Raw genomic sequence first — 25,554 nt, forward strand, 5'->3', positions numbered from 1 at the left:
ACGGCATGGCCCTCAGCCTTCATCTTTTTCGCAGACCAGCCTCCATGAAAAAACTCTTAGCGGCACTGGCCTCCAGTGTACTTTTCCTATCCGCCGCCTTCGCCCAGAGCGTTCCAGCCCCGACCATCGCCGCCAAGTCCTGGCTGTTGCTTGATGCCACGAGTGGCCAGATCATTGCTTCGCAAGATCCGGACGCGCGCATCGAGCCGGCATCGTTGACCAAGATCATGACGGCTTACCTGACGTTTGCCGCCATCCGCGAAAAGAAACTGGCGCTGGACCAAAAAGTGAATGTCTCCGTGCGCGCCTGGAAAGTCGATTCGAGCAGCTCGAAGATGTTCATCGACCCGGCCACGCCCGTCTCGATCGACGACTTGCTGCACGGCCTGATGATTCAATCGGGTAACGACGCCGCCGTGGCGCTGGCGGAAGCCGTTGCCGGCGATGAAGGTACGTTCGTCGTGCTGATGAACCGCGAAGCACAGCGCATGGGCCTGAAAAACACGCGTTTTGGCAATCCGCATGGCTTGCCTAGCCCAGATAACTATTCCACCGCACAAGACTTGTCCGTGCTGGCCAAGCGCGTGATCGCCGATTACCCGGAATTCTACAAAATCGATTCCGTGAAAAGCTTTACGTACAACAAGATCACCCAGCCTAACCGCAACCGCCTGCTGTGGCTGGACCCGACCGTCGATGGCATGAAGACGGGCCACACGGAAGCGGCCGGCTATTGCATGATCGCCTCGGCCCGCCGTCCGGGCGGCACCGGCGAGCGCCGCCTGATTTCCGTGGTGCTGGGCACCACCTCCGACCAGGCGCGTACGCAGGAAAGCCAGAAGCTGCTGAACTGGGGCTTCCAGAACTTCGATACGGTCAAGCTGTACTCGAAAGGCCAGGCCGTGGCCACGCCGGAAGTATGGAAGGGTTCGAAAGGCACCGTGAAAATCGGTTTTGCCCGCGACGTGCTCGTCACCGTGCCAAAAGGCATGGCTGCCAAGATGAAACCTGTGCTGGAACGCAAGGACCCGCTGGTCGCGCCTCTGGCCGAGAACGCCCCTGTCGGCAAACTGAAAATGATGGTCGACGATAAAGTCCTGCTGGAACTGCCTGTCGTGGCGCTGGAAACCATCAACCAGGCCACGATCTTCGGCCGCGCCTGGGATTCGATGCGTCTGTGGATGAAGTAATTCGTTCTCGTATTCCATAAAAAATGCCCGCAGATGCTGCGGGCATTTTTTTCGTCTGTCTCGCCGCCGCTGTCTCCACAGCATGCTGTAGCGTAGCTGGCTATAATCGTAGGGTATCCCTTCACGCCACCATCAGAAAGCCAGCCCATGAGCCATGTATTTCCTGCCAGCCTGCAAGCACCGCGCAGCCGTTTGAGTGCCAACGGCCCCGAACTGTCGCGCATCGTCGCCGGCATGTGGCGCATCGGCGAGTGGAATATGTCGGCGCAGCAGCGCCTGGCCTTCATCGAGCAATGCCTGACGCTGGGCGTCTCGAGTTTCGACCATGCCGATATCTATGGCGATTACAGCGCCGAAGGGCTATTTGGCGAAGCGCTGGCCCTGCAGCCGGGCTTGCGCGACAAGATGGAGCTGGTCAGCAAATGCGGCATCAAGCTGCTCTCGCCGCACCGCCCCGGTCACGCCATCCAGCATTACGACACGAGCGCGGCGCACATCACCAGTTCCGTGGAGCAGACCTTGCGCCAGCTGCACACGGACCGCCTGGACTTGCTGCTGATCCACCGTCCCGACCCGCTGATGGATTTCGACGAGATCGCCGGCGCGTTCACCCAGCTCAAGCAAGCGGGCAAGGTGCTGCACTTTGGTGTATCGAATTTCAGCCGCCACCAGTTCGAGTGCCTGCACCGGCGTTTCCCGCTGGTGACGAACCAGGTGGAGTTTTCGCCGCTGCACGTGGCGCCCCTGTTCGACGAAACCTTCGACGGCTTGCAAGACGTGGGAGTGGCGCCGATGATCTGGTCGCCGCTGGCCGGCGGCCGGCTGTTCCAGGGCGGCGATGCGAATGTGGAAAATTTGCGCAATGTCATCAAGCAGATCGCCGACCAGCTGCAGCGGCCGTTTGCCAGCGTGGTGTTTGCGTGGATCATGCAATTGCCTTGCCGGCCCCTGCCGCTGACGGGCACGGGCCGCATCGAAGCGGTCGGCGTGGCTGTGGAAGGCACGCAGTTCACACTCAGCCGCAGCGACTGGTTCGCCATCCTGCGCGCCGCGCGCGGGCACGAGGTGGCTTAGTCTATTTCATCCGGGTCGTTGAAAACCTGGGGAAGCGCAATACCGCGCCAACCCAGATACCACGCCAGGTTCAGCGCCAGGGTGGCGGCGATGTAGACGGCGAAGAACAGCGCAAAGAAACTGGTCTTCAGCCACACCAGCAGGGCGACGGCGACGATCAGCACCAGCAGCGCGGCCAGGCTTTTCTTTTGCTTGGAGCTGGGGAATCGCAAGGTCGACACCATCAGGCTGCCCACGCCGACGAGCAGCAGCATCAGCAGATAGCTGTGCAGCATGGAGTCGATGGGCGCCGGCCAGGCCACCACCACGGCCGCCACGCAGGCGGCGCCGGCCGTGATCGGCATGCCGACGAAATACAGCGGGTCGGTGCGCCCCACATTCACATTGAAGCGCGCCAGACGCATGGCGCCGCAGGCGACAAAGAAGAAGCTGGCCATGCCGCCAAAGCGCAGCAGCAGCGGATCGTGCACGCCCATCTGCACAAAACCATAGCAGTACAACAAGACGGCGGGGGCACAGCCGAAATTCATCACGTCGGCGATGGAATCGAGCTGCACGCCGAACTGCGAACTGGTGTTCGTCAGGCGCGCCACATAGCCGTCGAGTGCATCGAACACGCCGGCCAGCACCAGCAGCGCTGCCGCCAGGCGGTAGGCATCCGCGTCGCCCACCGGGGCGTTATCGACGGAAATGACGATGCTGGCAAAGCCGCAGGCTATCGACAGCAAAGTCACCATGCTGGGCAAGGCGTATTTGGCGCGCTGCAGGCGCGACTTGGGCAAGGTGTTCAAATTATGGGCAATCTAAGTAGCGGGAATGAGGCAATGCAGCGGCAAACGCTGCGCTGCGCTCATTCTACCCTGCGCAGCTGCGGGAGCGTCCGCGCACGAGCGCACGACATATCTTTTCATGGATGCTCTACGCGCTATCAAAATACCTTAGAATCGTTTCACCGGGCAGCACGCCGGCCCCCACCTCTGTCCGCCCACCTATACAGGAGTCAACTTGATTGTCTCGTCACTGCGTTGGAAACGCTGGATACCCGCCCTGCTGAGCGCAGCCCTGTTGAGCGCCTGTGGCGGAGGCAGCAGCGACAGCAGCAATGTTGCGCAAAACACCTCGACCCCGGCAGGGCAGCTGGTACAGGAACCGGGCGCTCCCGCGCTCAGCAACAATATTGCCACCGATGGCTTCAACTGGTTCAACTACCGGCGCAGCCAGATCGGCCTGTCGCCACTGGTACGCAACGGCTTGATCGACAGCGCCGCCCTGGGCCATTCCAGCTATCTGAACCTCAACAATACGGTGGCGCACGAACAGGTGCAGGGCAAGCCCGGCTTTACCGGCGTCACACTGGGCGACCGCCTGGCCAAGGCCGGCTACGTCGTCACGTCGCTGCAGGGCGAGGTCATTGCCGGCGCCAGCAACACCTCCGGCTTTTACCTGGCGGAAGAACTGGTCACGGCCATCTATCACCGCTTCGTCATTTTCGAGCCGCTCTTCAAAGAAGGCGGCGCGGGTGCGGCTGTCAGTGGCGCCGGCTACGCGTATTTCACCACCGACCTGGCAGGCAACCGCAACTATGGCACCGGGCTCGCGGCGGGACAGATCATCACCTATCCCTTCAGCGGGCAGCAGAAAGTGGCCGTCAGTTTCTCCAGCGATAACGAAGCGCCCGATCCCGTGCCGAACCAGGATGTGGTCGGCTACCCGATCAGTGTGCATGCCAACTACGGCACGCCAGTCAGCGTGACGGCGTTCAGCGTGCGCCAGCGCGGCGCCGGCGCGGACCTGGCGGTACGCCTGCTCACCAGCGGCAACGATGCGCATACGCCGGTCTCGGCCGCATCCATCATTCCGCTGGCGCCCCTGCTGGCGGCCACCACCTATGACGTGAGTTTCATCGGCAAAGTCAATGGCGCGGACATCACGCGCAGTTGGTCATTCAGCACGCGCTAGCGTGGCAAGCGGGCGCGGTGTTGAGCACGACAGGATGTAAAATAGTACTTTCTGCTTTACGACAGTGACACGTTTTGGGGCTCTCTGCACAGCATGCTGAAACCACACGCCACTTGCGATGATGATGCCGCCCTGGCGGCATCCGACATGGTCCGTATTCTCGACGTCGAGAACGGACTGGGCCGCATCATGGGCGACCGCATCCTGTACCTGAAAATCCTGCGCCGCTTCCTGCATGACCACGGCACCACGCCGTGCCAGATCCGTGCCGAATTCGACACGGGCAACTATGCTTCCGCGCGCCTGAAGGCGCATACCCTGAAAGGCGCCGCCGGCATGATCGGTGCACGCCACGTGCACGGCCTGGCGACAACCCTGGAGTCGGCACTGCGTGCGCAGGCGCCCGACCTGGCCCGGCAAATGCTGCAGCTGGAACTGGCGCAGGATCAATTGCTCGGCGCGGTCAGCAGCATGCTGGGCACGCCGGAGAGCACCCACACGGCGGCGCAAGACATGGCGCCCGACCCGGCCGCACCGGCCATCCAGCTGCTGCTGGCGCGCCTGGCCAGCCATCTGCGCGAAGGCGATGGCGCGGCCATCGACATCCTGGAAAACTCGGCCAGCCTGCTGGCCGCCAGCCTGGGCGTCAACGTCTACCAGGAAGTGGCGGCCGCTGCGCACGAATTCGATTTCGATGGCGCGCTGGCAGCGCTGCTGCGGCGGCGATAGCGCTCAGCTGTTGTACTGCGCCTCTTCCGCATACGCCACGCCACAACTCTTGCAACAGAAACGGCGCACGGCATCAAGCGGCTTGTCGCAGTACCAACATGCGCCTTTCGGCGGCAAGGAGGCGATCAATTCCGGCATGGCGGGCAGTGGGCGCGCCACTACCTCATCCTCGCATTCCACGACATCCGGCTGTTTGCTGTCCATGGCGCTTCCTTTCCTAGCGGCACTTCAAGGCCGCTCAGCAAGATTACGTCAGCACAGTTTGAAGCCCATGACATTTCTCAACGGCGGCCACGCTTGCCCCCTCGGCGTCTTGAAATTTCCAAACGACAACGTTATCACTTCACACTACAATCAGTGTTCCGTTCACTTGCGCCTTCGCCATGAAACACATCCCCCTGCTGCTCTCCTGCTTGCTACTTAGCGCCTGCGCCACGCGCGCGCCCACCGCCTACACCCTCAATTCGGGCGCCGAACGCACGCCGGAGCAATTGGCGGTGGTGTTCGAACACGCCGACCTGACCTTGCGCATCGACCCGGCCAGCCGCAGCATCGCCGGCGATGCGCGCCTGACCTTCCTGGCGACGCAGCCGATCTCGCGTTTCGCGCTGGACCTGGACCGCAACTTGCCCGTCGATGCCATCGAAATCGACGGCAAGGCGCTGCAGCCACAGGATTATGCCAACCCGGACGGACGCCTGAGCATGACCTTGCCTGCCACCCTCGCGGCCGGCGCGCGCACCACCATCCGCATCGTCTACCACGGCGTGCCGCACGTCGCCGTGAAAGCGCCGTGGGATGGCGGTATGGTGTGGTCGAGCACGGCCGATGGCGCGCCATGGATCGCCAGCGCCGTGCAAGGCGAAGGCTGCGACCTGTTCTGGCCGTGTATCGACCATCCGATGGGCAAGGCACAGCTGATCGACCAGCACATCATCGTGCCGGCGCCGCTGGTGGCGGCCGGCAACGGCATCGCGCTTGGCATGGATGAGGCCGACGGCTGGCGCACCTGGCACTGGCGCGCCAAACACCCGAGCACCTATGGCATCGCCCTCAACGTTGCGCCCTACCGCAGCCTGCAGGGCGAGTATGCTAGCCGCTACGGCAACCGCATCCCCCTGCAATTCTGGTATCTGCCGGAAAGCGAGGCCAAGGCGGGCGCCCTGTTCGCGGAATTGCCGCCCATGCTAGATTTTTTTGAAAGCGTCATCGGCCCCTACCCGTTTGGCGATGAAAAAGTCGGTGTCGCCGAAACGCCGCACAAGGGCATGGAACACCAGACCATCAATGCCTATGGCAACAAATTCGCCAGGACCAGCTATGGCTACGACGATCTGCTGCAACATGAGTTTGCGCATGAATGGTTCGGCAACCAGCTCACCAACAGCAACTGGGACGACATGTGGCTGCACGAAGGCTTCGGCACATATATGCAGCCGCTGTACATGCAATATCTGCGGGGAGAACAGGAGTATTTTGCTTCGTTGCAGCAAATGCGCGCAGGCATCGTCAACAAGGCACCCATGGTCTCGGGCAAGCCGAAAACCGAGGAAGAAGTGTATGACCTGAAAAAGGGCGGACCGGGCGGCGATATTTATGTGAAAGGGGCGCTAGTGCTGCACACCTTGCGCGGCCTGATCGGCGACGACGCCTTCTTCCGCGCCGTGCGCCTGCTCGTCTACGGCACGGAACAGCCGCAGCCGGGCCAGTTCCAGCCGCGCTATGGCAGCACCAAGGAATTCATGGACATCGTCTACAAAGTCACGGGCAGCAACTACGACTGGTTCTTCCAGACCTATCTGTACCAGGCCGCGCTGCCGGAACTGTCCGCCGTGCGTGACGGCGACACCTTGCGCCTGGTATGGAAGACGCCGGCTGACATCGCCTTTCCGATGCCGGTGGAAGTGCGTATCGGCAAGGAAATCCATACCGTTTCCATGTCGCTGGGCTTTGGCGAACTGCCCCTGCCGGCCGGCACCACGTACACGCTCGACCCGCGCTCACGCGTGCTGCGCCGCGCCGAGCATATCGAGACGTTCCAGAAGTTCAGGGAAGAACAGGTAAAAGGAAAGAAGGGGTAACAAAACCTGGGGTCAGCCCCCCCTCGCACGTTAGCGATGATCTTTGTGTTAGCGGTGTTGAGGGTCTGACCCCGGCCTTTCACGGTTCGGACTTATTTCCGAAAGCTCCTGACCGCATCATTCGCATGCTCGTCGATGACTTTGTGAATTTCCGGCTGCCCTGCATATTTCACGCGCAGCCGCTTCCACTGCCGCTGCGCCTGCCCGCACGAGCTGGCCACGGCTTGCGTGATCTCGCGCTGGCGCGCCTTGTCGTTGTCATCCCACTCGCCGGCGAAATGCTCGCACATCTGGGCGTTATCGACAAACTGCGCCACGTCCTTCGGCAATTTTTCCTGCGCACCAGCCAGCAAGGGCAGACAACTGAACAGCAGAACAGGCAGCAGCTTCATCGAACCTCCTTATTTGCCGATGCAGAAACGGCTGAAGATCACGCCCAGCAAATCGTCAGGCGAAAACTCGCCCGTGATGCTCGACAGCTGCACCTGCGCCAGGCGCAGCTCTTCGGCGAACAGGTCCAGCGACTGGTCATCCTGCGCCGCGTGCGCGGCGGCGATGTCCAGGTGCTTGCCGGCCGATTTCAAGGCGATCAGATGGCGCTCGCGCGCCAGGTACAGCGATTCGCCCGTCTGCTGCCAGCCGGCGATGCGCAACAGCTCGGCGCGCAGCAAGTCGATGCCGATGTGCTCGTGCGCCGACAGATACACGTGCGTGGCGTCCGGCAAGCTGTCGACGCCAGGCTTGTGGCCAGAGAGATCGATCTTGTTCCACACGCGCACCACGGGCACGCCTTCGGGGAAGGCGGCGACGATGGTTTCATCGGCCAGGGTGGGGCCATGGTCGGCATCGAGCAGGTGCAGGATGACGTCGGCCTTGCCGATCTCTCCCCAGGTGCGCTCGATGCCGATGCGCTCGACGGCGTCGATGGTGTCGCCTGCGCTGCGGATGCCGGCCGTATCGATGATGTTGAGCGGAATACCCTCGATCTGGATGGTTTCGCTGACCTTGTCGCGCGTGGTGCCGGCAATCGGCGTCACAATCGCCACGTCGGCGCCCGCCAGCGCGTTCAGCAGCGACGATTTGCCCACGTTCGGCTGGCCCGCCAGCACGACATTGAGACCTTCGCGCAGCAGCGCGCCCTGCGCCGCCTGCGCAAACACTTTATGCAGCGCTTCGATGACGGCCTTCAATTGGCCGCGCGCATTCGATTTTTCCAGGAAATCGATTTCTTCTTCCGGGAAGTCCAGCGTCGCCTCGACCAGCATCCGTAAACCCGTCACCTGTTCCACCAGCGCGTGGATCGTCTTCGAGAACGCACCCGACAGCGATTGCGAGGCGGACTTGGCGGCCGCTTCCGTGGACGCGTCGATCAGGTCGGCCACGGCTTCGGCTTGCGCCAGATCCAGCTTGTCATTCAAAAAGGCGCGGCGCGTGAATTCGCCCGGCTCGGCCAGGCGCAAGCCGTTGTCCTTGCCCGCTTCGAGCACGCGCGCCAGCAGCAGCTGCAACACGATGGGACCGCCATGGCCCTGCAATTCCAGCACGTCTTCGCCCGTGTACGAATGCGGGCCCTTGAAGTGGATGGCGATGCCCTGGTCGATGATGCTGCCGTCACTTTCCGTGAACGGTAAATAGGTGGCGTGGCGCGGTTTGAGTTGCTGCGCGCCGAACAGGGCCGTCATCAAAGGAGCGAGGTTTTTGCCGGAGGCGCGTACCACGCCGATGCCGCCGCGCCCTGGGGCGGTGGCGATGGCGGCGATAGGGGAAGAGTCGAGTTTCATGGGGATATTGTAATAGGTACGGCAAGGGAAGGTGCAGCAACGTAGGTCGGCTTAGCGCGCAGCGCGTAAGCCGACGCAGCACACGCTGGCGATAGTGTCGGATTACGCGTGGCCTTGCCACGCTAATCCGACCTACAAGAATTAAAAAGCCCGCACTAGGCGGGCTTTCTGTTCGCTGGCCGGAATTACTTGGCGGCAGGCGCGTATTTCTTGGTGATCACCCATTGCTGGCCGATCGACAGAACGTTGTTGACGACCCAGTAGAGTACCAAGCCCGACGGGAAGAAGAAGAACATCACCGAGAATGCCAAAGGCATGAACAGCATCATCTTCGCTTGCATCGGATCGGCCGGTGCCGGGTTCAGCTTGGTCGTGATGTACATCGAGATCGCGTACAGCACGGGCAGGATGCACCATGGGTCATGCTGGGCCAGGTCGGTGATCCAGCCGATCCATGGCGCGCCGCGGATTTCCACGGACGCGTTCAGTACCCAGTACAGCGCGATAAACACGGGCATCTGGATCAGGATCGGCAGGCAGCCGCCCAGCGGATTGATCTTTTCCGTCTTGTACAGCTCCATCGTGGCCTGGTTCATCTTTTGCGGATCGCCTTTGAAGCGTTCGCGGATCGCTTGCATCTTCGGCGTGACCAGTTTCATCTTGGCCATGCTGCGGTAGCCGGCAGCCGACAAGGGGAAGAACGCCAGCTTGATCAGGATCGTGAAGGCGATGATGGTCCAGCCCCAGTTACCCAGCACGCTGTGGATCTGTTCCATGACCCAGAACATCGGCTTGGCGATGATGGTCAGCCAGCCGTAATCCTTGACCAGTTCCAGGCCAGGCGAAACGTTTTCCAGCAGATGCGCGATTTGCGGACCCGAGTACAGCTTGCTGTCCATGCTGGCCGTGGCGCCTGGCGCCAAGGTAGGCAGGGGCAGCACATTGCCGATGGCGTACAGGTTGGTGCCGACCTTCTTGGTGAAGATGTCGCGCTTGACGTTCTCAGGCGGAACAAAGGCGGAAACGAAGAAATGTTGCGAAATCGCAAACCAGCCGCCATTCGCCGTGGCCGGGTGCAAGCCCTTCATGGCGTTGTCGTTGCCCTTCTTCTCGTCTTCCACTGCGGCTTTTTCGATTTTCTCGAACGTCAGCTTCTGGTACTTGTCTTGCGGCGTGTACAGGGTCGGGCCCGTGAAGCTGCTGTTGAAGAACGAATCGCCGACCGGCTTGTTGCCGTCATGCGTCAGTTGCAGATACAGCTGTGGCGTGACAGGTGCCGCGCCCACGTTGGCGACGTCGTGGCGCACGTCGATGACGTAGTCGCCGCGCTTGAAGGTAAACGTCTTGGTCAGCTTGACGCCGCCTTCGACCGCTTCCATCACCAGTTGAATCTGCTTGCCATCGGCCAGGGTACGTACACCAGGCTGCACGGTGAAACCGCTCGCATGGGTAGGGAATGGACCGCCGACCAGGCCCGATTGCGCCAGGTAAGTATGGTTCGCGCCTTCGTCGAACAGCACTTCGTTTTGCTTGCCGTCATCAGGCTGGCATACCTTGAACAGGCCGAAGCAACCGCCAAACCAGCCCGGATTGCCCGCGCCCTTGAACTTCAGCAATTCCAGACGCTTGACCTGGCCGCCCAGGGTGTCGATGTCGACCTTGATGACGTCGGTGGTGATGGTAATCACTTCGCGCTTGAACGCGGCGGGATCGACAGCCTCACCCGGCAGGGCAGGCACGCCTGCCGCAGCCGAGGCAGCCAGGGCATCCGTCTTGGCAGGGGTCGCAGGCGCCTTGGCGGTTTGTTCCGTGTTCGCGGAGAACATCGACGGCTTGCCGTTCGAGATCATCCATTCGTTCCAGAGAATTACCAGCGAGACGGAAAACACGATCCACAGGATGGTACGTTTATTGATATCCATTAGGGTATTTGTCAGGAGTGGTTGCAACCGCAAGCGGTCGTTGAAGATTGTTTAGGGTCGGCCGGCGGCACCGGGTCGACGCCCCCTTCATTCCAGGGGTGGCAACGGCACAGCCGCTTGGCAGCCAGCAGGCTGCCCTTGGCAGTACCGTGCACGCGCAGCGCTTCCATCGCGTAATGCGAACAACTCGGATAGAAACGACAATTCTGTCCCAGCATGGGGCTGATCAGCAACTGATAAGCGCGCAGCAGGAACAGCAGCAGGGTTTTCATGGCGCGGACGGTGGTGGCGCAGCAACAGAGCGGGCCTGGGCGGCGATTTGCGCCGCGAACAGGCGGCTCAATTCTTCACGCAGCTCGGCTTTGAGCTTGGTCGTGGTGGCCGGGCCATCCTTGCTGTTGACGGCGCGCGATAAACGCACCACGCAGTCGACCGGCGGCATCGCGCTGTTGCGAAACAGCTCGCGCGTGACGCGCTTGATCGTGTTGCGGGTCGCCGCGCGTGGCGCGAAACGCTTCGCCACAACGACGCCCAGCCGCGCATGCGGCAATTGATTGTGTCGGGTGTACAGCACAAAATGCGCTGTTTTTTGCGAAGGGCGCAAACGAAAAACGGATGAAAATTCATCCGTTTTAACGATACGCCGAACGCGCGCGAAGTCGTGTGAACCTTCGCGTTGATTGCCGACTGGAGTACAGCTAGCCACGCGATCAGCTGTCAACGACAAGCCTATACGGCCAGACGTTTGCGGCCCTTTGCGCGACGTGCGTTGAGCACATCACGGCCACCACGGGTAGCCATACGAGCGCGGAAGCCGTGCGTACGCTTGCGGCGAACGACGGAAGGTTGGTAAGTACGTTTCATGTTGGTCTCGCTAAAAACAAAAAAAATGCAAAATCGGGTCTGACGTCCCGTCAGTTTTTGGTGCCAATGACAATCGCGCACTTATGCCAAGGCACAAGCTGGCCAATCTCATCGCCCGCTTAATCCACGCTTAGTCCATATTGTCGTTCCAAATGAATAAACACGGAATACGGGCGGGGAACCCTGAATTATTCAGCATATGCCCCCCTCTTGTCAAGGATTGCAGTGATCGCCCGGAAATTTTCGCGCCAGACCCCATCCACCGGCACGCCCCCGCCACAGGCCGCGCCAGCACTGCCTGCATCGGGATAACCGGGGGATAAGTCGCCTCTTATACACACGGCGCCCCACCCCGCCACAGAAAAATAACAGCCGTGCCTGTGGATAACTTTGGCAGTCGGGAGTAGAATAGCGCGTTACGTGTGGCGAGCCCTCGCGCGACGCCGGCCTTGCAACACGGTGAACGCAGGGCAGAATCGATACGCCCTCCCACACCTTTTCACATAGACATACATGGATAATTTCTGGCAGGCCTGTTCCGCGCAGTTGGAACTGGAGCTGACACCGCAACAATTCAGTGCGTGGATCAAACCGCTTATCCCTCTCGATTACGAAGAGGGCAAGCTGCGCATTGCTGCGCCCAATCGCTTCAAGCTCGATTGGGTCAAGACCCAGTTCGCCAGCCGCATCACTGCCCTGGCCATACAGTACTTCGAAGCGCCCACGGAAGTGCAGTTCGTGCTCGACCCGCGCCTGGCCCTGCCGAAGAAGCCCGTCACCGCCAGCACCCCGGCCAGCGATCCGAATGGCGGCGCGCCCAGCGCGCGCGCCGCGGAGCCGCAGCCCAGCGTGCCGGAACTGAGCATCGGCGCGGCGCCGCGCCGCGAGCAGAGCCGCATCAACACCGACCTGACCTTCGACAGCTTCGTGACCGGCAAGGCCAACCAGTTGGCGCGCGCCGCCGCCATCCAGGTGGCGAACAACCCGGGCGTGTCGTATAACCCGCTGTTCTTCTACGGCGGCGTCGGCCTGGGTAAAACGCACTTGATCCACGCCATCGGCAACCAGGTGATGGCCGACAATCCGGGCGCGAAGATCCGCTACATCCACGCAGAACAGTACGTTCGCGACGTAGTGACCGCTTACCAGCGCAAGGGTTTCGACGACTTCAAGCACTACTATCACTCGCTCGACATGCTGCTGATCGATGATATCCAGTTCTTTGGCGGCAAGAGCCGCACGCAGGAAGAGTTTTTCTATGCGTTCGAGGCGTTAATTGCTGCGAAGAAACAGATCATCATCACCTCGGATACCTATCCGAAGGAAATCACGGGCATGGACGACCGCCTGATTTCGCGCTTCGACTCGGGCCTGACGGTGGCCATCGAGCCGCCGGAACTGGAAATGCGCGTGGCGATTCTGTTGAAAAAAGCCAAGCAGGAAGGTGTGACCTTCTCCGACGACGTGGCCTTCTTTGTCGCCAAGCACTTGCGCTCGAACGTGCGCGAGCTCGAAGGCGCGCTGCGCAAAATTCTGGCGTATTCGCGTTTCCATGGCAAAGATATAACTATCGATATCGTCAAGGAAGCCCTGAAGGACTTGCTGTCGGTGCAAAACCGCCAGATTTCCGTGGAAAACATCCAGAAAACGGTGGCCGACTTCTTCAATATCAAGGTAGCCGACATGTATTCGAAGCGCCGGCCCGCGAATATCGCCCGGCCACGCCAGATCGCCATGTACCTGGCCAAGGAATTGACACAGAAGAGCCTGCCGGAAATCGGCGAGCTGTTCGGCGGCCGCGACCACACCACGGTGCTGCATGCCGTGCGCAAGATCGCGCTGGACCGCACCAAGAACCCGGAATGCAACCACGAATTGCATGTACTGGAGCAAACGTTGAAGGGCTAAGCACCATTTGGCAAGACTGGCTCAAAACGTGCTTTACCCTTATCATCTGGGAGGGCACCGCAGCCGGTCTGTCGGGGCTCCCTATGGCAACAATTGTTAAATTAATACGTTAAACATCGTACTGTTCAACCTATACATTGAGGATAAATATGCAATTGGTCAAAACCACCCGAGATACCCTTCTCCGGCCACTGCAGATCGTGAGCGGTATTGTCGAGCGTCGGCACACTATGCCGATTCTGGCCAATATCCTCATCCGCAAAGACGGTGAAAATGTCTCCTTCCTGTCGACCGACACCGAAGTGCAGATCACCACGCACGCGGAAATCGGTTCCGGTGCGGACGTCACCGGCACCACCGTGGCCGCGCGCAAACTGCTGGATATTTTGCGCGCCCTGCCCGAATCGGGCGACGTCACGATGACCCTGCTGAACAAGCGCCTGACCGTGCAAACGGGCAAGTCGCGCTTCGCCCTGCAAACCCTGGCGGCGGAAGAGTTTCCAACCGTGCAACAGGCGGAAAGCTACAACGCGTCCGTCACCCTGCCGCAAAAAACGCTGAAGCACCTGTTCAACATGGTGCATTTCTCGATGGCGCAGCAAGACATCCGCTATTACCTGAACGGCTTGCTGCTGGTCCTGGATGGCAATAATGTCATCGCCGTGGCCACCGATGGCCACCGCCTGGCGTTTTGCCAGGTCGCCACCGAGCAGACGTTTGCGCGCCAGGAAGTGATTATTCCGCGCAAGACCATCATCGAACTGCAGCGCCTGCTGGAAGAGAACGATGAGCCGGTGCAGCTGGACATCGCCGCCAATCAGGTGAAACTGACCTTTGCCGACATCGAGCTGATCTCGAAGCTGGTGGAAGGCAAGTTCCCCGACTACACGCGCGTGATTCCAAAAGGCTACAAAAACGACTTCACCATCGGCCGCGATGAACTGCTGCGCTCGCTGCAACGTGCCGCCATCATGACCAGCGACAAGTTCAAGGGCGTGCGCTGCATCATCACCCCGGGCAGCATGAAGATCAGCTCGACCAATGCGGACCAGGAAGAAGCCGTCGAAGAGCTGGAAATCGACTACGGCGGCGATTCCGTCGACATCGGCTTCAACGTGACGTATCTGCTGGACGTGCTGAACAACCTGAAATGCGAATACGTCAACATCGCGCTCGGTGATTCGAACTCGTCCGCCCTGATCTCCATCCCGGACAATGCCGACTTCAAGTATGTCGTCATGCCGATGCGGATCTAAAGACCACAGCAGTGACGTAGGTCGGATTAGCGCAGCGTAATCCGACATGCTGAGCGCCGTCTGTCGGGTTACGCCGTTCCGGCTAACCCGACCTACGGTCATCAGCCAGCAGCCCCGAATCAATCAGCAATCGTTATTTGAGAAAGCAGTCCATGTCCGAGAATCCACAAGACACCCCGATCCAGGCCATCACGGAAGAATACGGCGCCTCCTCCATCCAGATCCTGGAAGGCCTGGAGGCCGTACGCAAACGCCCGGGCATGTACATTGGCGACACCTCGGACGGCACCGGCTTGCACCACCTGGTATTCGAAGTGCTGGACAACTCCATCGATGAATCGCTGGCCGGCCACTGCACGGACATCCACGTCACGATCCACAGCGACAATTCGATCTCGATCACCGACAATGGCCGCGGCGTGCCGACCGGCCTGAAAATGGACGACAAGCACGATCCGAAGCGTTCGGCGGCGGAAATCGTCATGACCGAGCTGCACGCGGGCGGCAAGTTCGACCAGAACTCGTACAAGGTATCGGGCGGTTTGCATGGCGTGGGCGTGTCTTGCGTCAATGGCCTGTCGAAATTGCTGAAACTGACCATCCGCCGCGATGGCAAAGTGCATCACATGGAATTCGTGCGCGGCGTACCGCAAGACCGCCAGATCGTCATGGTGGGCGACATCGCCACCTCGCCGATCAAGGTCATCGGCGAGACGGACAAGCGCGGTACCGACGTGCATTTCTGGGCCGACGAAGAGATTTTCACGCATGTGGAATTCCACTACGAAATCCTGGCCAAGCGCATCCGCGAACTGTCCTTCCTGAACAATGGCGTCAAGATCAAATTGTCCGACCAGCGCACGGGCAAGGAAGAAATCTTCGCCTTCGAAGGCGGCACGCGCGGCTTCGTCGAGTACATCAACAAGGCCAAGTCGGTCTTGCACCCGACCATTTTCCAGGCCACGGGCGAGCGCCTGTCGGACCAGGGCACGAACATCTCGGTCGACGTGTCGATGCAGTGGAACGATGCCTACAACGAACAAGTGCTGTGCTTTACGAATAACATCCCGCAACGCGACGGCGGCACCCACCTGACCGGCTTGCGCGCGGCCATGACGCGCGTGATCAACAAATACATCGATGAACACGAGTTCGCCAAAAAGGCGAAAGTGGAAATCAGCGGCGACGACATGCGCGAAGGCCTGACCTGCGTCTTGTCGGTGAAAGTGCCGGAACCGAAATTCTCGTCGCAGACGAAAGACAAGCTGGTGTCGTCAGAAGTGCGCGGCCCCGTCGAAGAGATCGTCGCCAAGACCCTGGCCGATTACCTGCAAGAAAAACCGAACGACGCCAAGATCATTTGCGGCAAGATCGTCGAAGCGGCACGCGCCCGTGAAGCGGCCCGCAAGGCCCGCGACTTGACGCGCCGCAAAGGCATCATGGATGGCCTGGGCCTGTCGGCCAAGCTGGCCGACTGCCAGGAAAAAGACCCGGCCCTGTGCGAACTGTACATCGTCGAGGGTGACTCGGCAGGTGGCTCGGCAAAACAAGGACGCGACCGCAAGTTCCAGGCGATTCTGCCGCTGCGCGGTAAAGTGCTGAACGTGGAAAAAGCCCGTTTCGAGAAGATGCTGTCGTCCGAGCAGATCACCACCCTGATCGCCACCCTCGGCACCTCGATCGGACCGGACGAATTCAACGTCGAAAAGCTGCGCTACCACCGCATCATCATCATGACCGATGCGGACGTCGACGGCGCCCACATCCGTACCCTGCTGCTGACCCTGTTCTACCGCCAGATGCCGCAACTGGTCGAGCGCGGCCACATCTACATCGCGCAACCGCCGCTGTACAAAGTGAAATCGGGCCGCGACGAGCGCTATCTGAAAGATGACGCCGAAGAAGCGAGCTACATGATGACGGTGGCGCTGAACACGGCCGTGCTGGTGCCGCGCACCGGCGCGGAAGGCATTTCCGGCGAAACGCTGACGGAACTGGTGCGCAAGTTCAACCTGTCGAACACCATCATGACGCGTCTGACGCGCGTCATCGACCGCGCCGCCCTGACGGCCATCATGACGGGCGTGCAGCTGGATCTGTCGACGCTTGACCTGGCGGAAACCTCCGCCCTGGCCCTGCAGACGGCCATCAACGACAGCGCCGTGCGCGTGCACGTGCGTTCCGACGATTTGTCGGAAAAACACATGCTGCGCGTCGAGCGCATGCACCACGGCAACATCAAAGTGACGGCCATCGACGCCGACTTCGTGCAAGGCCCGGACTACGCCGTGCTGGCCAACGGCGCCGCCACCTTCGAAGGCCTGATCGGCGAAGGCGCCTTCGTGCGCCGCGGCGAAGGCGAGCGCATGAAGGAAATCGCCGTGGTCGACTTCCACCAAGCCATGCAATGGCTGCGCGACGAAGCCGAACGCACCGTCTCGAAACAGCGCTACAAAGGTCTGGGCGAGATGAACCCGGATCAGCTGTGGGAAACGACGATGGACCCGACCGTCCGCCGCTTGTTGAAAGTGCAGATTGAAGACGCCATTGCTGCGGATCAGATCTTCACGACGCTGATGGGTGATGACGTGGAACCACGCAGGGCGTTTATTGAGAATAATGCGCTGCGTGCGGGGAATATTGACGTGTAAGCCAGCTTCCCTGGTTTTCGTGACAGCCAAGGCGGCCCTTTTCAGGGCCGCTTTTTTTATGCGCGCCAGCATTCTGCTGCCACATTGATATACTTGCCAAAAGCAATCAATAATCTGCCATAAGCAAGCAAATGGGAGGTGTTACATGCACGCGAATCAACTCAGTGAGCGCACGGAGATCGTACGTCGTTTCAACCGTTTCTATACGCGCCAAATTGGCGTGCTACATGAACATTTGCTGGATAGCGCGTTTTCGCTGACGGAGGTACGCATCCTGTATGAACTGGCGCACCGGGAACAACTGACCAGTGCGGATCTGTGCCGCGAACTGGGCTTGAACGCGGGCTACCTGAGCCGGGTCATTGCCGGGTTCGAAAAGCAGGGGTTGATCATCAAGACGCGCTCGCCGACGGATGCGCGCGCGGCGCAGTTGCAGCTGACCGAACAGGGCAAACGCACGCTCGCGCCCTTGGTTGATGCATCGCGGCGCGAAGTGGCGGCCATGCTGCAACGCTTGCCGCCAACGGCGCAGCAGGAACTGGTCGCTGCCATGGGGCAAATCCAGGGCTTGCTGGGGGAAGCATCGCCCAGTTATATCCTGCGCAATCCGCAGCCGGGTGACATGGGCTGGATCATCCACCGTCAAGCCGTGCTGTATGCGCAGGAATATGGCTGGAACAACGAATACGAGGCACTCGTTGCCGAGATTCTCACCAAGTTCGTGCGGGAATTCGATCCGGCCCGCGAGCGCTGCTGGATAGCCGAGAAGGACGGCAAGGTAATCGGTTCCGTCCTCATCGTGCGCCAGGACGATACGACGGCCAAGCTGCGCCTGCTGTATGTCGATCCCTGCGCACGCGGCCTGGGCATCGGCAGCCGCCTGGTCAATGAATGCCTGCGCTTCAGCCGCCAGGTCGGCTATACAAAAATGGTATTGTGGACCAACAGCATCCTCACCGACGCCAGGCGCATTTACGACAAGGCTGGCTTCCAACTGGTCGAGGAAGAGGCGCATCACAGCTTTGGCAAGGATCTGGTCGGCCAGGTGCTGGCGCGCGACCTGTAAGCCGGCGCTTGCCGGCCCCTGGCGTGGAAGCGACTGTGGCGGCGGCAGGACACTGTCCGCCAATTTCCTGGTCCATCTCCCCACTACCCCCCAGAAACCAGTACACTAGTTCCTGAGCGCAACTACTTTTGTACGCGCGTCATGTCGCCTGCCGTTGCCGGGAGGCTTCCCTGCCGCAAGGCGTGTTGTCTGCCTGGACAAATGCAATGTTCACTTCGCGCAGCCTGTCTCCTGCCTTCTATTACCTGTTCTTTTCAGGAGAACGGGAGCAGCAGCAGCGCTTTTTCAAAGAACTGCATTTCATTTCGATAGCGATCCTGACGTTTGGCCTGGCTTGCTGGCTGGTCACATTCAGCCTGACCCTGTCGCGCGCTTCGCTCGATCATGCGCAGGCGGCGCTGGGCGTGACGGGTATGCTGGTGGGGCTGCTGCTGACGGTCTATGCCAGGTCGCTGCAGGCCATCATCGTCAGCGGCACCATCAGCGTGCTGTTCATCGCTTTCGGCTTTCGCGTGCTGATGCTGGGCACGGAAGACCCCGCTTTCTGGGTGTTGCCGCTGGGCGTGATGATCACCCTGACAACGGCACCCATCTTCAGCGGCATCGCGTATTACCTGGGCGTATCACTGGGCGTGTGGGCCATCCTGGGGCTGGGGCAGTTTCCCGTGCATGCGGGCCAGGCCGACCAGCATTGGCCCGTGCTGGCCGTCACCATCAGCGTGATCATCGGCCTGGCGCTAAATATCTATTTTCTCGTCTTGCGCATCCATAACTACCGTTCCCAGCGCGAACTGGCGACGATGGCCTACAAGGATGGCTTGACCGGACTCAACAACCGACGCATGTTTACACAAAGCGCCCGCATCCTGCAGCGTACGGCGCATACACCCGCGTTTTTCCTGATGATCGACATCGACGACTTCAAGCAAATCAACGACGTACACGGCCATGAGGTGGGCGACGAGGTGTTGAAAAAGATCGCCGACGTCATCGCGGGGCTGTGTGGCGAGCACCTGTGCGGCCGCCTGGGCGGCGAGGAATTCGCCATCATTTACCTGGGCGAAAAGAACGCGGCCTGCGCCTTTGCCGCGCAACTGGTCGACAGCGTCGAGGCGGCTTTCGTGCCGGAACGCAAGGTGTCCGTCAGCATCGGCATGGCGGAAATGCTCAAGGAAGCGGACTTGTCGCACAGCTACCGGCGTGCCGATGAATCCTTGTATCAGGCCAAGAAAAGCGGCAAGAACCGCTACGTGCTCAACGCCGCCTGAACATCGCCGTTGGGCGTCGCATCGAGCAGCGCCAGCAAGGCTTGCGGAGAAATTTTCCACGGGTCGCGCTGCTCCGGGTCCACCTCGTCCCAGCTGTCCAGGGCGCCGATCTTGAGGATGGTCAAGGGGATGTCCTTGCTCTCAAAGAACGCCAGCATGCGGCGCATCAAACGGCTCACCTTGGCGTGGTCATCTCGATACAAGGAGCAGGTATAGAAACAACCCTTCTCTCCCATGCGCAATCTCCTGGCCGCGCCGAGACGCGATTGGAGCACGTACTTGAGCAGGAACTCGGTCACGACCTCATCGTCGACGGGAATACTGCAGGAAATGGTGATCTTGGCCATGGCAACGGGGACAGTGATTCAATAGCCAAGCTTAGCAGAAAGCGTTTCATTCCTGAAATGCTAAGATCGCGGCGCGCGCATGCCGGCAAGCGGATCGGCATGGCGTCTCGACAAGGATTGCCATTGAACACCCCAGGAAAATTCACTCTGCGCATGCTGTCGCTGTGCGCTACCCTGTGCCTGCCGCTTTCCAGCATGGCACAAGCCATTTCTGCCGAGGATGCCGCCTTCGTGGCCGCCACCGTGCCCGTCTCCGTGCCATCGCCGCCGCTCAGCCTGAACGAGCATCCCGAGATCCGCGCCGACGTCTTCAGGCTGCTCGGCTATGCGCGTGGCAGCTATACGCAGGACGACACCCTGGTCGCGCTCCAGGTACTCGACAGCATGCAGTCACTGGACGACATCACGCGCACCATGCTGCCCGACGGGCGCTCGGTGCTGGCCTCCATCGATGCCGGCACGCGCGGTGCATGGCGCGCCGCCATGCTGTTCGACCCGCAACGCAAGCTGTTGGCGCTCGGCCTCGTCAATGGCCATTGCGCGCCCGCCTGCCTGCCGTCCACGCATGCCGTGCTGACACTGTTCCTGCCACCAGGTGCAGAGGACGAGATGGCCGCGCCGCTGCTGGTGTGGGCGCGGCAGCGGCCACCGATGCTGGCACAGGCTGCGCCGGAGCAGCGGCAAAGCATTGCTGTGGTGGAATACATTACCACCCGCCCCGGCCAGCCCGGCTGGGAAGCGCGCGACGTGCCGCCCGGCTTTCCCGCCAGCTTGCTGCACCTGCTGTTGCCGAACGCGGAATTGACCGGCACGCCCACGGAAGCGGCCGCGGCCGGCGACGAGCCCATGCCCGATGCCACCATCACCCTGCGCAGCTATGCCGATTTCCACTGGGTGCTCAACACCTACGCCAAGCTGGCCAAGGGCGCGCAAGTGAAGGGGCATGACGACAAGGTCGTGTTGACGGGCAACGATGCCAGCGGCCGCTACACGGTGACCTTGCGCGAACAGGGCAAGAAAGACAGCGTCTTCATCACCGTAGCCAGCTGGCAGACAAAATAAGCGTGAGCGCAGGGGAAACATTGCCATCACGCACAGGAGCATGGCATTTTGGCATTTTGCGGTATGATTTCCGGCCGTGCGGCGCGGCCCGCTCCCTGCCTCGCCCACCCTGCCCTTCACGCCTGCCACGCTTGCGTCGCATCCTGCCCTAAGGAATCATATGTTCGGTTTTAACTTGCGCGTTGCCAAGATGGTGTGGACGGCTTTCCTCATCGCCTTCTTGTTATTTCTCACCTACAAGGTCTCGTCGACCCTGATCGTGGTGGTGTTTGCCGTTTTCTTCAGCTATCTCGTGTATCCGCTGATCGGGCTGCTGGAGCGCCATGGGCCGAAGCGCCTGCCGCGCACGGCCAATATCGGCATCGTCTTCCTGGTGGTGATCTTGCTGGTGGCGATACTGAGCTCCATCTTCGGGGCGCGCATCGAGGAAGAGGCTATCAAGCTCAGCGATCAATTGCCAACACTGCTTAAAGGCAATAATTTTGCCGAGCGCATCCCCTTGCCGGAATTCATGGAACCCTTGCGCGCGCGCCTGCTGTCATTCATGCAGACGCAGCTGAGCAGCGGTACGGGACAAGCCATGCCGCTGGCGAAGGAACTGGGCTTGACCGTCATGCATGCGGCCAGCAACCTGATCTATCTGGTGCTGGTGCCCGTGCTGAGCTTTTTGCTGATCAAGGAAGGGCCGGACATGCGCGACGGCTTGCTGTCCTTGCTGAACCGCCCGAACAAGAAGCTCTGGGGCGCCATCATCGATGACCTCGACATCTTGCTGTCGCGCTATGTACGCGCGCTGCTGCTGTTGTCGATCGCCACGTTTGTGTCTTACAGCATCGCCTTTTCCCTGATGGGCGTGCCGTACAGCCTGCTGCTGGCGGGCGCCGCCGCCTTGCTGGAATTCATCCCGTTTGCCGGTCCGCTGGCGGCCGCCATCATCGCTGTGGTCGTGGCCGGTTTCAGCGGCTTCGATCACGTATTCTGGCTGATCGGCTTTATCGCCGCCTACCGTTTGTTCCAGGATTACGTGGTCAATCCGTACCTGATGAGCGAAGGCGTGGAAGTGAGCCCGCTGATGGTGATCGTCGGCTTGCTGGCCGGCGACCAGTTGGGGGGCGTGGTGGGCATCTTCCTGTCCGTGCCCGTGATGGCGGCCATCAAGATCGTCTTCGTGCGCGCACGGGCGGCCTTGCAGGCGCGCCATGATGCGCATGAGAAAGCGGAACAGGCGGCCGAGGAAGCGCGCGCCCAGGCCCTGGCCGAGGCGGCGCTGCTGCAGGAACAGGGCAGCAAGGTGGCCCTGTAAGCGCAGTAATTTAAGCCGTCACTTAGAACTCTTCCCACTCGCCGCTGCTATCCGCGGCGGGCTTGGCTGGACGCGGCTTGGCGGCGGCAACAGGTGCTGCCGCAGCGCGGGCCGGCGCCAGGCGCACTGCCGGACGTTTCAAGGCCGTGCTGGCGGCGGCCACGACAGGCTTGCGCAAGGCAGGCTTGGCCGCTGCCGGGCCGCTGTGGGCGGCGTCGAGTTTGAAGATGCTGACCATTTCGGCCAGCGCCGCCGCCTGCTCCTGCATCGCTTCCGAAGCGGCTGCCGCTTCTTCCACCAATGCCGCATTTTGTTGCGTCACGGTATCCATTTCCGCCACCGCTTGATTGATCTGGCCGATGCCCAGTTCCTGCTCGTGGCCGGCGGCGCTGATTTCGCCCATGATGTCCGTCACGCGGCGAATGCTGGCCACGATTTCGTCCATCGTCGTACCCGTCTGGCTGACCAGCGCGCTGCCGGCACCCACATTCTGCACCGACGCTTCGATGAGCATCTTGATATCCTTGGCGGCGCTGGCCGAGCGGTGCGCCAGGTTGCGCACTTCTGTGGCGACGACGGCAAAGCCACGGCCTTGCTCGCCTGCACGCGCCGCTTCCACGGCCGCGTTCAGGGCCAGGATGTTGGTCTGGAAAGCGATGCCATCGATCACACCGATAATGTCGGCGATCTTTTTCGACGATTCGCTGATGGAGCCCATGGTATCGACCACTTGCGCCACCAGCGCGCCACCCTTGACGGCCACGTCCGAGGCGGAGACGGCCAGCTGGTTCGCCTGGCGCGCATTGTCGGAATTCTGCTTGACGGTCGAGGTCAGCTCTTCCAGCGAGGAGGCCGTTTCTTCCAGGCTGGACGCTTGCTGCTCCGTGCGGCTGGACAGGTCCAGGTTGCCCGAGGCGATTTCATTGCTGGCCGTGGCGATGGCGCCGCTGCCGTCGCGCACGCCGCGCACGGTGGTCGACAGGCGTTCCTGCATTTTCTGCAAGCCCGTCAGCAGAGCGCCCATTTCATCGTTGCGCGTGATGACGATGTCGTTGGCCAGGTTGCCGTCCGAAATGGCACCGAAATGGCGCAGAGCCTGGTCCAGCGGGCCGAAGATGGCGCGCAGCAGCAAGAAGCTGGAAATAATCGTCAGCAAGGCGCCGACGATCATGCCGATGATGGCCATGGTCACTTGCGTGCGGTAACTGGCCTGGCTTTCCGCATACATCGCGGCGGCCGAGGTGGCCTGGAATTGCGTCAATGTTTCGGCAGCCTGGTCCAGGGTACGGTAGAGAACCGACAGACCCGTCATCATCAGCTTGTCCGCCTGCTCGATATTGTTTTCGCGCAAAGCCTTGCTCATGGCCAGCATGCCATTGTTAATATAGTCGTTGCGCTTCTTGTCCATGTCGTCGGACAGGCGCTTTTCTTCCGCGCTTTGCGGCAAGGCCAGGTACACCTTCCAGGACTTGTTGGAAGCCTCGATGAATTGCTCGGAGCGAGCCAGGGTATCCTTGGCATTGGCCGCATCCGGGTGCACCATCACGCGGTCCATCGTAAAACGGGCGCGGCCCAGGGCGATTTGCGATTCGCCGATCGCCTGCGTCGAGGCTAGCTGGTTGCTGTAGACCTCGTTGAGGCTGTTGTTGGCCGATTTCAGGCTGATGATACTCATCACGCCCAGCAAGGCGATCAGCACGCCCAGCACACTCATGGTGGCAATCAGGCGCATTTTTATTGTTATATTCGACAGCATGCAATTTTCCTTGGTAAGGGCGCAACCATGCTTGCGCATGCCGGACGGATAACGGCAAGCACCAGATGGGCGGGGCAATTCTTAATTGTTCAGGACAAAATTCGGTCGATGGAGCGTGACTGGCGGCTGGGGGAAGGCGGCCCGCTCATCATCGTCAGGAGTGAAATACGGGGCAACAGGGTTGAGGTTTCCTGTACTTTTAATTTCCTGATCGCAAGATACAGGGAAAGATTAGCTGTAGCAATATGCAGCCGGGATTTTCACGCTTTGTAACAAGCGGATGATGTTTTTTGCGCAGAACTGGCATGTCGCAATCGTGCGCGGTCGCGCCGGCATGCCAGGTATGTTAATACATGGTTTCCGTAATGAGCTTGCCGTCGAGCATAGTCAGTATTTGCCCCGGCATCGCCTTCTTTCACTGCCCCTGCTTCACGTCGTCGACATACAAGCCGCCACCGCCAGGTTCGACCCACTGGCCCTGCTTCTTGCCATTCACATAGTTGCCCTGCCATTGCACCACGCCATCGATGCGGCGCTCGCTGGGGCCGTTCAAGCGGTCTTTCACAAAATGGTCATAACCGGTGAAACTGTGCATGTCCGCTGCGCGCCATTCGGCCACGCCCGGGCTCACTTCCCAGCGGCCCGTGCGCTGGCCCCGCTGCATCATGCCCGTGGTGGTTTCGTCGCCGCTTGCATACGTCCACGGCCCTTCAGCCTTGTCATCGACGAAGGCGCCAAACGAGCGGATGGTGTTCGGCTCTTCATAGTGCCATACGCCCGTGCGCTTGCCCTGCGCATACAGGCCACGGGCAAACACGCTGCCCACGCAGCAATTCACGTCGTATTCGATAAATACGCCATCCTGGCTGGCGGCAAAGCGCTGCGGCTGTGTTTCCCAGGTGATCCACTTGACGTGGTAACTGGGTGCGCGGCTCCCTTGCCAGCCCTTGCCCAGCAGATACGTGACGGTCAGAAAATGGCCCTCTTTTTCCTGGAAGGTTTTTTTATACGCAAACGCGGGCGCGTCGGCCGGTTTGCCCGGCAGTAACTCGCCGTCGATATTGAAATAGCCGACCAGGGTGCCATGCGCATGCTCGATGGCGTCAAACTCGGCCACGCCCGTGGGTGCGTAGGCTATGCTGTGGTCGATCAGCGGCACATGGGCCAGCGCCGTGCGCACCTGCGCCTCGTCCATGGTTTTCGCGCCGCGTTCGACGGAGCTGGCGGTGGCCATGGGCTGGCCTGCATAAAAACGCGGCGCCGCCTGCGCTGGCGCCAGGGTTCCCAGCGCCAGCAGCGCCGCCATCGTGCTCATCCCAAATGTTTTCCGCATGCCA

The 25,554-nt window shown here is 60.8% G+C and carries 23 protein-coding genes; 12 read left to right on the forward strand and 11 right to left on the reverse strand.

The window, feature by feature from the left end; translation table 11 throughout:
• Positions 1-44: 44 nt before the first annotated feature.
• Positions 45-1,190 (forward strand): D-alanyl-D-alanine carboxypeptidase family protein, encoded by a 1,146-nt coding sequence (locus C8C92_RS00085; RefSeq protein ID WP_071075112.1) that lies wholly within the window; start codon positions 45-47, stop codon positions 1,188-1,190.
• Between the two features lie 147 nt (positions 1,191-1,337).
• Positions 1,338-2,264 (forward strand): aldo/keto reductase, encoded by a 927-nt coding sequence (locus C8C92_RS00090; protein ID WP_116742695.1) that lies wholly within the window; start codon positions 1,338-1,340, stop codon positions 2,262-2,264.
• On the opposite strand, the gene pssA is transcribed toward C8C92_RS00090, so the two are convergent.
• On the reverse strand, positions 2,261-3,031 hold the full coding sequence (gene pssA / locus C8C92_RS00095) for a CDP-diacylglycerol--serine O-phosphatidyltransferase (RefSeq protein ID WP_165829561.1): 771 nt from the start codon (positions 3,029-3,031) through the stop codon (positions 2,261-2,263). The two genes, C8C92_RS00090 and pssA, sit on opposite strands and share 4 nt — an antisense overlap.
• 238 nt (positions 3,032-3,269) lie before the next feature.
• On the opposite strand from pssA, the gene C8C92_RS00100 reads away from it, so the two are divergent.
• Entirely contained in the window at positions 3,270-4,223 is a 954-nt protein-coding gene (locus tag C8C92_RS00100; protein WP_347708455.1) for a CAP domain-containing protein, read from the forward strand.
• Positions 4,224-4,316: 93 nt separating this feature from the next.
• Complete coding sequence (locus C8C92_RS00105) at positions 4,317-4,952, forward strand: Hpt domain-containing protein (RefSeq protein WP_099761793.1); 636 nt, start codon at positions 4,317-4,319, stop codon at positions 4,950-4,952.
• 3 nt (positions 4,953-4,955) lie between these two features.
• Here the strand turns inward: C8C92_RS00105 and C8C92_RS00110 are convergent, their stop codons facing one another.
• Positions 4,956-5,156, reverse strand: coding sequence for a hypothetical protein (locus C8C92_RS00110; protein WP_096238196.1), 201 nt, complete (start codon positions 5,154-5,156; stop codon positions 4,956-4,958).
• Between the two features lie 179 nt (positions 5,157-5,335).
• Here C8C92_RS00110 and C8C92_RS00115 point away from each other — a divergent pair, with 179 nt between their 5' ends.
• The gene (locus C8C92_RS00115) at positions 5,336-7,033 is read left to right on the forward strand and encodes a M1 family metallopeptidase (protein ID WP_099761791.1); all 1,698 of its coding nucleotides are present in this window, start codon (positions 5,336-5,338) and stop codon (positions 7,031-7,033) included.
• Positions 7,034-7,125: 92 nt separating this feature from the next.
• On the opposite strand, the gene C8C92_RS00120 is transcribed toward C8C92_RS00115, so the two are convergent.
• The 6 genes from C8C92_RS00120 to rpmH form a co-directional block, all read right to left on the reverse strand.
• Positions 7,126-7,425, reverse strand: coding sequence for a hypothetical protein (locus C8C92_RS00120; RefSeq protein ID WP_116742697.1), 300 nt, complete (start codon positions 7,423-7,425; stop codon positions 7,126-7,128).
• Between the two features lie 9 nt (positions 7,426-7,434).
• Positions 7,435-8,814, reverse strand: coding sequence for a tRNA uridine-5-carboxymethylaminomethyl(34) synthesis GTPase MnmE (mnmE, locus tag C8C92_RS00125; protein WP_116742698.1), 1,380 nt, complete (start codon positions 8,812-8,814; stop codon positions 7,435-7,437).
• 185 nt (positions 8,815-8,999) lie between these two features.
• The gene (gene yidC, locus C8C92_RS00130) at positions 9,000-10,736 is read right to left on the reverse strand and encodes a membrane protein insertase YidC (protein ID WP_116742699.1); all 1,737 of its coding nucleotides are present in this window, start codon (positions 10,734-10,736) and stop codon (positions 9,000-9,002) included.
• Between the two features lie 11 nt (positions 10,737-10,747).
• Positions 10,748-11,008 carry a membrane protein insertion efficiency factor YidD gene (gene yidD, locus C8C92_RS00135; RefSeq protein WP_071075105.1) on the reverse strand — a complete coding sequence of 87 codons (261 nt, stop codon included), beginning with the start codon at positions 11,006-11,008 and terminating at the stop codon, positions 10,748-10,750.
• Positions 11,005-11,442 carry a ribonuclease P protein component gene (gene rnpA / locus C8C92_RS00140; protein WP_099403828.1) on the reverse strand — a complete coding sequence of 146 codons (438 nt, stop codon included), beginning with the start codon at positions 11,440-11,442 and terminating at the stop codon, positions 11,005-11,007. Before rnpA ends, yidD begins: the two co-directional genes overlap by 4 nt.
• A gap of 23 nt (positions 11,443-11,465) precedes the next feature.
• Positions 11,466-11,600 carry a 50S ribosomal protein L34 gene (gene rpmH / locus C8C92_RS00145; RefSeq protein WP_010401996.1) on the reverse strand — a complete coding sequence of 45 codons (135 nt, stop codon included), beginning with the start codon at positions 11,598-11,600 and terminating at the stop codon, positions 11,466-11,468.
• Positions 11,601-12,113: 513 nt separating this feature from the next.
• Between rpmH and dnaA the strand changes: the two genes are divergently transcribed.
• The 5 genes from dnaA (at position 12,114) to C8C92_RS00170 (ending at position 19,749) form a co-directional block, all read left to right on the forward strand.
• Positions 12,114-13,508, forward strand: coding sequence for a chromosomal replication initiator protein DnaA (dnaA, locus tag C8C92_RS00150; RefSeq protein ID WP_034781304.1), 1,395 nt, complete (start codon positions 12,114-12,116; stop codon positions 13,506-13,508).
• Positions 13,509-13,657: 149 nt separating this feature from the next.
• Entirely contained in the window at positions 13,658-14,764 is a 1,107-nt protein-coding gene (dnaN, locus tag C8C92_RS00155; protein ID WP_034754341.1) for a DNA polymerase III subunit beta, read from the forward strand.
• Between the two features lie 152 nt (positions 14,765-14,916).
• Positions 14,917-17,415, forward strand: a complete 2,499-nt coding sequence (gene gyrB, locus C8C92_RS00160) for a DNA topoisomerase (ATP-hydrolyzing) subunit B (RefSeq protein WP_116742700.1) — start codon at positions 14,917-14,919, stop codon at positions 17,413-17,415.
• A gap of 145 nt (positions 17,416-17,560) precedes the next feature.
• The gene (locus tag C8C92_RS00165; RefSeq protein WP_116742701.1) at positions 17,561-18,481 is read left to right on the forward strand and encodes a helix-turn-helix domain-containing GNAT family N-acetyltransferase; all 921 of its coding nucleotides are present in this window, start codon (positions 17,561-17,563) and stop codon (positions 18,479-18,481) included.
• 206 nt (positions 18,482-18,687) lie between these two features.
• On the forward strand, positions 18,688-19,749 hold the full coding sequence (locus C8C92_RS00170; protein ID WP_116742702.1) for a GGDEF domain-containing protein: 1,062 nt from the start codon (positions 18,688-18,690) through the stop codon (positions 19,747-19,749).
• Here C8C92_RS00170 and C8C92_RS00175 read toward each other — a convergent pair.
• The gene (locus C8C92_RS00175; RefSeq protein WP_116742703.1) at positions 19,728-20,096 is read right to left on the reverse strand and encodes a hypothetical protein; all 369 of its coding nucleotides are present in this window, start codon (positions 20,094-20,096) and stop codon (positions 19,728-19,730) included. The genes C8C92_RS00170 and C8C92_RS00175 overlap by 22 nt on opposite strands.
• Before the next feature lie 123 nt (positions 20,097-20,219).
• Between C8C92_RS00175 and C8C92_RS00180 the strand changes: the two genes are divergently transcribed.
• Both C8C92_RS00180 and C8C92_RS00185 read left to right on the forward strand, forming a co-directional pair.
• Positions 20,220-21,158 (forward strand): hypothetical protein, encoded by a 939-nt coding sequence (locus C8C92_RS00180; RefSeq protein ID WP_133250678.1) that lies wholly within the window; start codon positions 20,220-20,222, stop codon positions 21,156-21,158.
• 160 nt (positions 21,159-21,318) lie between these two features.
• Complete coding sequence (locus tag C8C92_RS00185) at positions 21,319-22,461, forward strand: AI-2E family transporter (RefSeq protein ID WP_099761749.1); 1,143 nt, start codon at positions 21,319-21,321, stop codon at positions 22,459-22,461.
• 22 nt (positions 22,462-22,483) lie between these two features.
• On the opposite strand, the gene C8C92_RS00190 is transcribed toward C8C92_RS00185, so the two are convergent.
• Both C8C92_RS00190 and C8C92_RS00195 read right to left on the reverse strand, forming a co-directional pair.
• Complete coding sequence (locus C8C92_RS00190) at positions 22,484-24,217, reverse strand: methyl-accepting chemotaxis protein (protein ID WP_116742705.1); 1,734 nt, start codon at positions 24,215-24,217, stop codon at positions 22,484-22,486.
• 415 nt (positions 24,218-24,632) lie between these two features.
• The gene (locus C8C92_RS00195) at positions 24,633-25,550 is read right to left on the reverse strand and encodes a hypothetical protein (RefSeq protein ID WP_133250679.1); all 918 of its coding nucleotides are present in this window, start codon (positions 25,548-25,550) and stop codon (positions 24,633-24,635) included.
• Positions 25,551-25,554 lie beyond the last annotated feature (4 nt).

This window comes from Janthinobacterium sp. 78, assembly GCF_003096775.1.
GTDB classification, from domain to species: Bacteria; Pseudomonadota; Gammaproteobacteria; order Burkholderiales; family Burkholderiaceae_D; genus Janthinobacterium; species Janthinobacterium tructae.